The organism is Rhizobium leguminosarum (assembly GCF_004123835.1).
GTDB lineage: Bacteria > Pseudomonadota > Alphaproteobacteria > Rhizobiales > Rhizobiaceae > Rhizobium > Rhizobium leguminosarum_M.
Window position 1 is genome coordinate 484,192 of sequence record NZ_MZMU01000010.1, and the last position, 11,306, is coordinate 495,497.

10 protein-coding genes are annotated in these 11,306 nt (G+C 59.4%); 6 read left to right on the top strand and 4 right to left on the bottom strand.

Going from position 1 to position 11,306, the window contains the following annotated elements:
• Positions 1-15 precede the first annotated feature (15 nt).
• From B5P46_RS15695 to pepT, 6 genes are all read left to right on the top strand, one after another.
• A complete protein-coding gene (locus B5P46_RS15695) occupies positions 16-1,275 on the top strand; it encodes an ABC transporter substrate-binding protein (RefSeq protein ID WP_129419450.1) in 1,260 nt (419 codons plus the stop codon).
• 210 nt (positions 1,276-1,485) lie between these two features.
• Positions 1,486-2,421, top strand: coding sequence for a carbohydrate ABC transporter permease (locus B5P46_RS15700; protein ID WP_129419451.1), 936 nt, complete (start codon positions 1,486-1,488; stop codon positions 2,419-2,421).
• 4 nt (positions 2,422-2,425) lie between these two features.
• The gene (locus B5P46_RS15705; RefSeq protein WP_129419452.1) at positions 2,426-3,256 is read left to right on the top strand and encodes a carbohydrate ABC transporter permease; all 831 of its coding nucleotides are present in this window, start codon (positions 2,426-2,428) and stop codon (positions 3,254-3,256) included.
• Positions 3,257-3,260: 4 nt separating this feature from the next.
• Positions 3,261-4,319: an ABC transporter ATP-binding protein gene (locus B5P46_RS15710; RefSeq protein ID WP_129419453.1), complete on the top strand. Its 1,059-nt coding sequence runs from the start codon at positions 3,261-3,263 to the stop codon at positions 4,317-4,319.
• Positions 4,320-4,389: 70 nt separating this feature from the next.
• Positions 4,390-5,142: a metallophosphoesterase gene (locus B5P46_RS15715; protein ID WP_129419454.1), complete on the top strand. Its 753-nt coding sequence runs from the start codon at positions 4,390-4,392 to the stop codon at positions 5,140-5,142.
• Between the two features lie 105 nt (positions 5,143-5,247).
• Complete coding sequence (gene pepT / locus B5P46_RS15720) at positions 5,248-6,480, top strand: peptidase T (protein ID WP_129419455.1); 1,233 nt, start codon at positions 5,248-5,250, stop codon at positions 6,478-6,480.
• Positions 6,481-6,539: 59 nt separating this feature from the next.
• Here the strand turns inward: pepT and B5P46_RS15725 are convergent, their stop codons facing one another.
• The 4 genes from B5P46_RS15725 to B5P46_RS15740 all read right to left on the bottom strand — a co-directional run.
• The gene (locus B5P46_RS15725; protein WP_348639852.1) at positions 6,540-9,263 is read right to left on the bottom strand and encodes an EAL domain-containing protein; all 2,724 of its coding nucleotides are present in this window, start codon (positions 9,261-9,263) and stop codon (positions 6,540-6,542) included.
• 29 nt (positions 9,264-9,292) lie between these two features.
• Positions 9,293-9,613, bottom strand: a complete 321-nt coding sequence (locus B5P46_RS15730) for a plastocyanin/azurin family copper-binding protein (RefSeq protein WP_129419456.1) — start codon at positions 9,611-9,613, stop codon at positions 9,293-9,295.
• 31 nt (positions 9,614-9,644) lie between these two features.
• Positions 9,645-10,730, bottom strand: a complete 1,086-nt coding sequence (locus B5P46_RS15735) for a cytochrome-c peroxidase (protein ID WP_129419457.1) — start codon at positions 10,728-10,730, stop codon at positions 9,645-9,647.
• A gap of 444 nt (positions 10,731-11,174) precedes the next feature.
• Positions 11,175-11,306: transposase (locus B5P46_RS15740; RefSeq protein WP_164986496.1), on the bottom strand; the 132-nt coding region annotated here is incomplete at its 5' end.

The window sequence follows — 11,306 nt, forward strand, 5'->3', positions numbered from 1 at the left end:
AGGGGGAACTGAGCCATGAAAAAACTAATAATCTCGACGCTCTTTGCTTCGATGATGGCGGGTACGGCCTTTGCCGATACGACGCTGAAGCTCGTCGAAGTCATCACCAGCCCGGAGCGCACCGAAACGCTGAAATCGATCGTCGGCAAATTCGAAGCCGCCAATCCCGGCACCAAGGTCGACATCATCTCGCTGCCCTGGAACGAAGCCTTCCAGAAATTCGCCACTATGGTGTCGGCCGGCGACGTGCCCGATGTGATGGAAATGCCCGATACCTGGCTGTCGCTCTATGCCAATAACGGCATGCTCGAGAGCCTGGAGCCCTACCTCGAAAAGTGGGAGCACACCAAGGAGCTGACGCCGCGCGCGCTCGAACTCGGCCGCGACGTCAAGAACACCGCCTATATGCTGCCCTACGGCTTCTATCTCAGGGCGATGTTCTACAACAAGAAGCTGCTTGCCGAAGCCGGCGTCGCCGCGCCGCCGAAGACGATGGAGGAATTCACCGCCGCTTCGGAAAAGGTTTCCAAACTGCCAGGCAAATACGGCTACTGCATGCGCGGCGGAGCGGGCGGCCTCAACGGCTGGATGATCTTTGCCGCCACGATGGCCGGCTCGAACAAGTATTTCAACGACGACGGCACCTCGACGATGAACAGCCCCGGCTGGGCCAAGGGAATCGAATGGATGGTCGACCTCTACAAGAAGGGCTATGCGCCGAAGGACAGCGTCAACTGGGGCTTCAACGAAGTCGTTGCCGGCTTCTATTCCGGCACCTGCGCTTTCCTCGACCAGGATCCCGATGCGCTGATCGCCATTGCCGAACGCATGAAGAAGGAGGATTTCGGCGTCATGCCGCTGCCGAAGGGTCCGGATGGCAAGTCCTTCCCGACGATCGGCTATGGCGGCTGGTCGATGTTTTCGACCAGCGGCAACAAGGACCTCTCCTGGAAGCTGATCGCCACCCTCGAAGGGCCGGAAGGCAATATCGAGTGGAACAAGCGCATCGGCGCCCTGCCGGCCTATACGGCGGCCGAGAAGGATCCCTTCTATGCCGGTGACCAGTTCAAGGGCTGGTTCGAGGAACTGGCCGACCCGAACACGGTACCAACAGTCATGCCGACCTACCTCGAGGAATTCGCCTTCTTCAAGGATTCGCTGGCGATCAAGACCTCGCAGCAGGCATTGCTCGGCGATATCTCGGCGAAAGATCTGGCCGACCAGTGGGCGGAATACCTCACCAAGGCGCAGCAGAAGTTCTTGGCGAAGAAGTAGCAGATAGCGGGCTTTGAGCCAGAATCCCCCTCATCCGCCTGCCGGCACCTTCTCCCCGCTGGGGAGAAGGGAATATGCCGCAACCTTTCCGTTCCCCTTCTCCCCTCGGGGAGAAGGTGGCCCGTAGGGTCGGATGAGGGGGCTCCGGGTCTCTCCATTCAAAAGCATCACAAATTCCCAACCGGGTAAGACAATGGAAATTGCAGACCGATGACCATTTCCGCCGATACGCTCGACATGCGTCGCGACCGCAGGCCATGGCTGCGTCGCGTTGCCGATGCTTCGGAGCCCTATCTCTACAGCGCGCCGTCGCTGATCCTGATCATCGCGGTGATGCTGGTGCCGCTGACCGTCGGGATTTCCTACGCCTTCCGCGATATCCAGCTGCTCAATCCGTTTTCCGGTGGCTTCATCGGGCTCAATCATTTCCGCGAGCTTGCCGGCGATGCCGCCTTTTACGGGGCGTTGCGGAACACGCTCTGGTGGACGGGCGCCTCCGTCGTCCTGCAGTTCGTCTTCGGGCTGATCCTGGCGCTGCTGCTCGACAAGCCGTTCAAGGGCCGGGCAATCGCGCAGGCGCTGGTCTTCCTGCCCTGGGCCGTGCCGTCTTTCCTCGCCGGCCTCAACTGGGCCTGGTTGTTCAATCCGGTCATCGGGCCAATCCCGCATTGGCTCTTCGCCCTCGGGCTGATGCATGAGCCGGGCAATATCCTGTCCGATCCCAACTATGCGATGTGGGGGCCGATCGTCGCCAATGTCTGGTGGGGCATTCCCTTCTTCGCCATCACGCTGCTTGCCGCGCTGCAGGCGATCCCGCGCGATCTCTATGAGGCGGCGTCGATCGACGGCGCCGGCTGGTTCCAGCGCTTCCGCTCGATCACCCTGCCGTTTTTGGCGCCAACGATCGCCATCACCGTGCTGCTGCGCACCGTGTGGATTTCCAATTTCGCCGATCTCATCGTCGTCATGACCAATGGCGGTCCGGCCGACCGGACGCAGATCGTCGCCAGCTACATCTTCACGACAGCCTTCAGGCGGCTCGATTTCGGTTATGCCTCGGCGATCGCGCTGGTGCTGCTCGTACTGCTGTTGGCCTATTCGATGCTGATCATCCTGCTCCGGCAGACGTTGCTGAACAAGGATTGAGATCATGAAACGATCCGTCATTCCCACCATCGCACACCGTCTGGCGATCCTCTGCTACATCGCCTTCGCGCTCTTTCCGCTGTTCTGGCTGCTCAAGGTGTCGGTGACGCCGAACGATCTGCTCTATAGCGAGGGCGTGCGCATGTGGCCGTCGCGCACGACATGGGATCACTATGCTTTCGTGCTGCGGCACAGCGCCTTTCCGACCTTCTTCAAGAACAGCCTGATCGTCTCGGCCTCGACGGCCGTCACCGTGACGATCTGCGCCTCGCTGTCCGGTTACGCGCTGTCGCGCTTCAATTTCCGGGCAAAATACTGGATCGTCGCCCTGATGCTGCTGACCCAGATGTTTCCGCTGGTGATGTTGGTGGCGCCGATCTTCAAGATCCTGTCACCCTTACATCTGACCAACAGCCTGACCGGGCTCGTCATCGTCTACACCGCCTTCAATGTGCCTTTCGCCACCTTCCTGATGCAGTCCTTCTTCGACGGCATCCCGAGGGATCTCGAAGAGGCGGCGAAGATTGACGGGGCGACGCAGTTCACGGCGTTTCGCCAGATCATCCTGCCGCTGACGCTGCCGGGCATCGCCGCCACACTCGGCTTCGTCTTCACTGCCGCCTGGAGCGAGCTGCTCTTCGCGCTGATGCTGATCAACGGCAATGACGCGGCGACCTTCCCGGTCGGCCTTCTCACCTTCGTTTCGAAATTCTCGGTGGATTTCGGGCAGATGATGGCGGCGGGCGTCATGGCGCTCATTCCGGCCGGCCTCTTCTTCCTGCTCATCCAGCGCTATCTCGTCCAGGGCCTGACAGCCGGCGCGGTCAAGGGTTAAACAAATGGCATCGATCGATATCCGGAATATCCACAAAGCCTATGGCCATGTGCAGGTGCTGCACGGCGTCAACCTGGAAATCCAGGACGGCGAATTCGTCGTGCTCGTCGGTCCGTCCGGCTGCGGCAAGTCCACGCTGCTGCGGATGATCGCCGGGCTGGAGGAGGTCACCGGTGGCGAAATCCGCATCGCCGGCAATAGGGTGAACGAGCTGCATCCCAAGGATCGCGACATCGCCATGGTGTTCCAGTCCTATGCGCTTTACCCGCATATGAACGTCGCCGGCAATATGAGCTACAGCCTCAGGCTTCGGAAGGTGGCGAAGGAGAAGATTGCAAGCGCGGTCGCCGCGGCGGCCGCCAAGCTCGGCCTCGATCCGCTGCTCGAACGCAGGCCGAAGGCGCTTTCCGGCGGCCAGCGCCAGCGCGTCGCCATGGGCCGCGCCATCGTGCGCCAGCCGAAGGCCTTCCTGTTCGACGAACCGCTGTCCAACCTCGATGCGCGCCTGCGCGAACAGATGCGCGCCGAAATCAAGAAACTGCATGGCGACCTGAAGGCGACCTCGATCTACGTGACCCACGACCAGATCGAGGCAATGACGCTGGCGGACCGGATCGTTGCCATGCATGGCGGGGTGGTCCAGCAGGTCGGCAGTCCCCTGGAACTTTACGACCGCCCCGCCAATCTCTTTGTTGCCGGCTTCATCGGCTCGCCGGGGATGAATTTCCTCGAGGCCAGCTATGATGCAGGCGGCGTGAAGCTGAAGGACGGCACGATCGTGCCGCTTGCAAAACCTTTGCCGCTTTCAGACGGCGCAAAGGTGACGCTCGGCATCCGGCCGGAGCATGTGCTGATGAGCGACAGCGGGGCGGGGCTTGCCGCGGATGTGGAACTCGTCGAACCGACAGGCTTCGGCATCATCCTCCACCTTGCCCTGCATGGTCTGCCGTTCAAGATCTTCACGCTGAACCGCGAAGCGCTGAAGGCAGGCCCGAAGGTCAATGTGGCCTTCCCACCCCAGTATCTGCACGTGTTCGACGGCGAAGGAAAACGCGTCGACTGAGCCACTGGGCCGGTGGCCCGTTGCTGTCGGTTTTGGCATACTGTCTTCGGCGGGGGCGGGGAGGCAGAACATGCTTGTTGCACAGATATCCGATATCCATGCGAGGCCGGACCTTTCGTCGCTCCGGACGCTGGAGCGGGCGATAGGCTGGCTGAGGACGTTCCGCCCGGATGCGCTTGTTGTCACCGGAGATCTGGTGGACGACGGATGGCGGCAAGGCTATCGCCTGGTCGCCGAAAGCCTGCGGTCGCTGGACTGCCCTGTCCACCTGTTGCCGGGCAACGGTGATGATCTGCAATTGATGCGCTCCGAACTTGCCGCCGTCGACCCATGGATCAGTGCGACCGGACCGATGCATTTCCGGGCAGCCATCGATGGGCTGACCCTCTTCGGTGTCGATGTGACCGTCGCCGGTCAGAGCTACGGCGACGTCCTGCCGCATCTGCCGTGGCTGATGAGCGCGCTTGCCGACGTGACGGCGCCCGCCCTTCTGTTCATGCATCAACCGCCATTCAGGATCGGCATCGAGGTGCTGGACCAGGTCGGATGCAGGAACAGCACTGCGCTTCTCAGCACTTTGGAGGCGATGGACAGGCTGCCGCTGGCGATTCTCTGCGGCCATGTTCACCGACCCGCATTTGGTCGCCTGGGGTCGATCCCTGTCCAGACCTGCGGCTCCCTCTGCCCGCCCAATCCGCTTCTGCTGGAAGGTCGGGCCGATCTTCCGGTGATCGACGCTCCATCCCTGCTCGTGCATGAGGTCAGTGACGTCCGGCTGGTTTCGCATGTGGTATCGATTCCGGCATCCGACAGGAGCGCATGAAACGGATTGAACGGGTCATTCCTCACGTGCTGCGAGCGGAAAAATCTTTTGCCGCATCGCCCAGGAGGGCTATATCGTCCGTGTGATCTTGCTGGATTGGATGCCATGACCGACACTGTTCTCGACCGCTTTCTCCGTTATGTCGTTATCGACACGCAATCCGACCCTGCCTCGTCGACGCAACCGACCACCGGCAAGCAGAAGGATCTCGGCCGGGTTCTGGTCGACGAACTGCTGAACATCGGTCTTGCGGACGCGCATCTCGATGAACACGGCTATGTCTACGCGACCATTCCGGCAAATAGCGACAAGACGGTGCCGGTCATCTGTTTCTGCTCGCACATGGATACGGCACCCGATTTCAGCGGCACCGATGTCAAGCCGCAGATCGTCAGGAACTATGCCGGCGGGGATATCAAGCTTGCCGGCGACACGGGCCGGGTGATCCGGGTCAGCGATCATCCCGAGCTGAAGAACCAGATCGGCAACGACATCGTCACGACCGATGGAACGACATTGCTCGGCGCCGACGACAAGGCCGGACTGGCCGAAATCATGACCGCGGCTCAGATGCTCGTCGGCAATCCCGATATCAGGCACGGGACGATCAAGATCCTGTTCACGCCCGACGAGGAAGTCGGGCGCGGCGTCAACAAGGTCGACCTGAAGAAACTCGGTGCCGACTTCGCCTATACGATGGACGGCGAGACGGCCGGCCATATCGAGGATGAGACCTTCTCGGCCGACGGCGTCGAGATCAGCATATCAGGCGTGGCGATCCATCCCGGTTTCGCCAAGGACCGCATGGAAAACGCCATCAAGATCGCCGGCGCCATCATCGACCGGCTGCCGAGGGATCTTGCCCCCGAGACCACGGAAGGTCGGCAGGGTTTCATCCATCCGACCGGCGTGACCGGCTCGATGGAGAAGGCGTTGCTGAGCTTCATCATCCGTGACTTTACCGACAAGGGGCTCACGGAAAAGGAAACGATGCTCGAAGGCATCGTCAAGGACGTGATATCAGCCTATCCCGGCTCGACCTATCATTTCCAGGTGAAGGAACAGTATCGCAATATGAAGGTGGTGCTCGATCGTCACCCGGAGATCGTCGAGAACGCTATCGAGGCGGTGCGCCGGGCCGGCATGACGCCGGTGCGCGGCAGCATCCGCGGCGGCACGGATGGCTCGCGCCTTTCCTTCATGGGACTGCCGTGCCCGAACATTTTCGCCGGCGGCCATGCTTTCCACTCGCCGCTCGAATGGGTGAGCCGCCAGGACATGGAAAAGGCAGTCCGCACGATCATAGAACTTGCAAAGGTCTGGGAAGAGCGCGCTTAGAGCGGTTCATGTTTTGACTGAAGCGAAATGCCGCCGGCCCTTGTGGCAAGGAATGGAATTTATTCCACCCTCGCCGAGACCGGTTCGCTGATCCAGTGACCTTGTTTGCCGCTATCCAATATGATGTTGCTCAATTCCGGCTGAAGACTTGGCGCATCGACGTGCTGGAGCCGGAGCAGTTCGGCGATATTCTCCGACGGAAGAGGTTTGCTGAACAGGAAGCCCTGGATTTCATCGCATGCATTCTGAGTGAGAAATGCATTCTGTTCCATCGTCTCGACCCCTTCGGCAACGATCGTCAATCCGAGCGCTTTGCCCATGGCGATGATCGCTTGGGCAATGGCTTTGTCCTCGGAGCCGTGCGGCAGATCGCGAACGAAGGACCGGTCGATCTTGATGGTGTCGATCGGGAACTGCTTCAGCAACGACATCGACGAATAGCCGGTGCCGAAGTCATCGATCGCAAGCCGGACACCGCGGCTCTGAATGGAATCAAGCAATTGAATTGCCCGGTCCACATTGAGCATGACCATGCTTTCGGTGATCTCGATCTGGAGAAGATTGGGATTCATTCCGGTGGCGGCAAGCACATCATCGATGTCCCGCAACAGATTTTCATCGAGGAATTGCCGTGGCGAGACGTTGACTGCCATGGAAAGTGGGGGAAGCCCTTCGCGCTGCCATGCCACATTCTGCGCACAAGCTGTTTTTAAGACCCAGCGGCCGATCGCGACGATCAAACCGGTCTCCTCGGCGAGCGGTATGAACCGCATGGGCGGAAGCATTCCAAGTTCCGGATGGTTCCAGCGCAGCAGAGCCTCCACGCCCGCTATGCGCCCGGTCACGACATCAAGCTTTGGCTGGTAGTGAAGGCAGAGCTGGTTTCGGTCGAGAGCGTGACGCAAGCCTGCTTCCAGCATCAGCCGATCGACGGATTGCGTTGCGATCTCGGTCGAGAAGAACCGGATGTCGTTCTTGCCTTCCTGTTTGGCAAGATACATCGCAATATCGGCGTTCTTCATCAATGTCTGTTCGTTGTCGCCGTCCTCGGGGAACATCGCGATGCCGATACTGGCAGTAACGCCGCATTCGTGTCCGCCGAGATCCATGGTTTTGTCGACCGACGCAAGCAGATTGCGTGCGATGGTTGCCACTTGTTGGATTTCGGTAATCTCATTGAGGAGAATGACGAACTCGTCGCCACCCAGTCGGGCGACGACATCGCTCTTGCGCACGCCGCTCCGGAGCCTGCGCGCAACCTCGATCAGCAGGGCATCACCTGCCGCATGACCAAGGGTATCATTGATGATCTTGAACCTGTCGAGATCGATGAACAGAACTGCGCATCGCCGATCGTAGCGCCTCGCCTCCTGCATCGAGAAACCCAGCAGCTGGTTGAACATCGCCCGGTTCGGCAGATCGGTCAGGTTGTCGTGTGTGGCGAGATATTTGATGCGTTCTTCGGCCTTTTCCTTTTCATCGGCGCGGTCGAAACCTTCGAGCGCAAAGGAAACGTTTGCAGCAAGCCGCTGCAGCAGCTCGACGAACTCCGGCGTGAACGTTCCGATCTCGGCGGACAGAAAAAGCAGGACACCTGCCGCGTTGTTTTGGCTGAGCAGGGGCAGGGCTGCACCCGATTTCGTCCCCGTGCGGCGAACGGCTTCGTGGAAGGCTTGGGATTGAACGTCGGCCAGGTAATCGTTGCTGATGCAGGGACGCTTTGCGCGGAAGGCTATTCCCGACAATCCTCTTCCCTCGGGATAGGCGTCGGAAGTGGCAATCCTCAGGCCCTTTTGCACCTTGGCGCCGGGACCGGCCACCGCTGCTATGCGAAGAAACTCGCTTCCCGGTTCTGCCACCGCGATGGTCATCGATGTAAACCTGGCTCCGGCAATTGCCGCCTTGCAGACGAATTCGAAGAGCTGCTCGCGGGTTTTCGCTCGCATGATCGCTTCGTTGGTTGCGTTAAGTGCGGCGAGCATTCGTGTCAGCCGCTCCTTTGAGATCCTGGCGGCCTCATCTTCATCCGCGCGAGCCTTGAGCGTGCTCTGCATGGCCGCCAGCGAGTTCAGAAGACGGCCGAGCTCATCGCGGCGGCGGATGTCGATCTTGTCTGTGAAATTGCCGGTTGCGACACGTTCCGCGACCCGCATCGCGGCAAAGATCGGTTTGCTCATGGAATAGGCAAAAGCGATCGCAAGCGTCAGCCCTGCCAGTGCCGCGCCTATAGCAAGCGTCAGCATGGTGGCACGCGCCGCCGTTGCCTTCGCTTCCGCTTGCATTCGGTAGTCGAAGCCATATGCGGCGACGATCTCCACCAAATCGTCGAGAGCGGCCACGGTGGCTTCACTTTTCCGGGTGATCGCAAATGGCGCAGGGATAGTGGTCAAACCACCTGTCGGAGGTTTGAGAATTTGCAGTTCCGCGTTCGACCAGTCGCGAAGCCGGCTTTCGGCCTGCTCCAAGGCGACCGTGACGTCTTTTGTCTTAACCCGCTCGCGAACTATTTGCAGGTTGTCCGTAATATTCGCGAGCAGTTTTTCGAACTTTTCGGCAGTTTCCTTCGGCGGAGCCTCGCCAGGCCCTGGCTGCAGAAGAAGGCGGGCTTCGTTCAATGCCGCATGCGCCGAGCGCGCATAATTGATCCCCATCAGCGGGCCGTCGTAGAGGTCTACGACAAGATCGCCCGTGCTGGATATGCTGCGAATGCCATAGAACGCCAGCCCACAGGCAAGGGCGACAACGATACTGAATGCCCCGAAAAATTTGTAGAGAATCGACATTACGGTTCCCCTGGGAACAGCCCGCAAGATTAATTTGTGATCTTCACGGCCATCTTCATCCGCGGATGAATTGCGCATAGCACCTGCACGTCGCCGGCTTCGGTGAAGGTTACATCAGTCGACGTTCCAGGGGCTTGTGATCCGAGGTTGAATTCGTTTCCGCTGCTGGCCGAGTAGATATTATGGGGAACCGTATCGTCATTCACGAATGTGAGCTTCTCACCTGCCTTTATACTGACGCTGTCAGAGGAAAACTTGCGGCCCTGCTGATGAATGGTCAAGCTGGCCGCCAGCGCACCCATCGAAAAACCGGTGAGAACTATGAAGGTGATCAAGATCAGCTGGCGCATGGTATCTTCCTGGTATCCGGGTTGACAGGTTTCAGCGAGGCAGGGTCGGCACTGCCGTAGGGCTGAGGTTACTGGTCAAGGTCTTGAGGAAATCGATCAGATCGGCTTTTTCCTGCGGCGTAAGGCCGAGCGGCTTCATCAGATCGGAACGGCTTGGCCTGTCGATGCCGCCTTGGGCGTAGTGCTCGACGACATCCTCAAGCGTGGCAAGAGACCCATCGTGCATGTAAGGAGCCCGGCTGGCTATCTCGCGTAGACCCGGCGTCTTGAAGGCATGCTGCATCTTGACGATGTCGGGCAGGTATTGCCCGCGCCCGATATCGGTGCTGGGAAGGCCGATATCCTGAAAGCCGTCATTGGTGAAGTTCCAGCCCTCGTGACAGGACGAGCACTGACCTTTTGTGTTGAAGACGACAAAACCGCGCTTCGCCTGTTCGGAGATCGCCTGCTCGTCTCCTTCAACCCAGCTATCGAACGGCGCTTGTTCGGAGACGATGGTTCGTTCATAAGCGGCGATCGCTTTTGCAAGCGTGTTGGGGTTCACCCCTTCGCCTGGGAAAGCGTTCTCAAACAGCGACCCGTATGAGGAGATGGAGTTGAGGCGATCGACAAGACGATCGATCGGCATGTCCATCTCACGGGCGGACTGGATCGGCCCGAGCGCCTGTTCTTCAAGGCTGGCAGCGCGCCCGTCCCACATGAAAATTGCCCCCCAGGCAGCGTTGACGACAGTGGGCGAGCGGCGGCTTAGCTTCTCCATGCCATGGCCGACGCCCACGGACAGCCCGTCTCCCCAGCCAAAACCCGGGTTATGGCAGCTGGCGCAGGACTGCGCGGAAGTCGACGAAAGACGTGGGTCAAAATAGAGTTTCTTGCCGAGGGACGCTTTTTCCGGCGTGTAAGGATTATCCGCAGGAAACAGGATCGAGTCCGGCCGCCGGTACTCGGCTTTCATCGCCTCGATACCGGCAGCGGATTTTGAACTGGTATCGATGCGATACGTCTCCCCAACGACAACTGCAGCGAAGCTGGTGCTCGCAGAGCCGGCGACGCCGAGAAGGATCGTCGCTATTGTCGCGCCGAACAGCGTTGTGCGTCGAAAATGAGGTGCAGGCATGTCGCGTACCTCGTCATGGGCCGATATCAGCTGATTGCCGCGATCGCTTCCTGCGTGAAAGCTTCGCATAGCCGCTTGTTCGTTATGCCTTCGATGCAGCAGTCTGCATTTAATCAATACCCCCGACTGCAGTGCGCCGCCAAAGCATTCTTCAGTTGTATTAATATTTGCTAAATAATCTATCTCAATTGTTCTCTGGCGATTGTGGAGCTTCTGGTATCTGGGCGTGCTGACTATGCATCGTGCTATGGACATATGCCCAAAATGGCTTCCGCCAGCTCTCCAAGGATCGCTGCTTGGGCGGAATTCAATGAGCCGAAGTGGTCCCTGATCGCAAAATATGGCAAGGCGCGGCTTTCCATGTGGATGTTTCGGCCACTGGCAGAGTTAGGCGTGGAGTCGGGCATTGTCCCGGAGAGCAAGGCGGCAAAAACATAAACCGCTCTAGGTGTGGAGCCTCAACAGGTTGTCTCGGTTGAGACCGAGGCGACCGATGGGTGTTTTTGATTTCAGGCTACCATGAGGACGATGCCAATTGTACATGTGGGTCCAGTTTGGCAGATGGGCTTTTCGGTG

Excerpts from the sequence above, each read along its gene's own strand:
- B5P46_RS15695 (WP_129419450.1), top strand. The coding sequence starts at position 16 with ATGAAAAAACTAATAATCTCGACGCTCTTTGCTTCGATGATGGCGGGT.
- B5P46_RS15705 (WP_129419452.1), top strand. The coding sequence starts at position 2,426 with ATGAAACGATCCGTCATTCCCACCATCGCACACCGTCTGGCGATCCTC.
- B5P46_RS15710 (WP_129419453.1), top strand. The coding sequence starts at position 3,261 with ATGGCATCGATCGATATCCGGAATATCCACAAAGCCTATGGCCATGTG.
- B5P46_RS15715 (WP_129419454.1), top strand. The coding sequence starts at position 4,390 with ATGCTTGTTGCACAGATATCCGATATCCATGCGAGGCCGGACCTTTCG.
- pepT (WP_129419455.1), top strand. The coding sequence starts at position 5,248 with ATGACCGACACTGTTCTCGACCGCTTTCTCCGTTATGTCGTTATCGAC.
- B5P46_RS15735 (WP_129419457.1), bottom strand. The coding sequence starts at position 10,730 with ATGCCTGCACCTCATTTTCGACGCACAACGCTGTTCGGCGCGACAATA.
- B5P46_RS15725 (WP_348639852.1), bottom strand. The coding sequence starts at position 9,263 with ATGTCGATTCTCTACAAATTTTTCGGGGCATTCAGTATCGTTGTCGCC.
- B5P46_RS15700 (WP_129419451.1), top strand. The coding sequence starts at position 1,486 with ATGACCATTTCCGCCGATACGCTCGACATGCGTCGCGACCGCAGGCCA.
- B5P46_RS15730 (WP_129419456.1), bottom strand. The coding sequence starts at position 9,613 with ATGCGCCAGCTGATCTTGATCACCTTCATAGTTCTCACCGGTTTTTCG.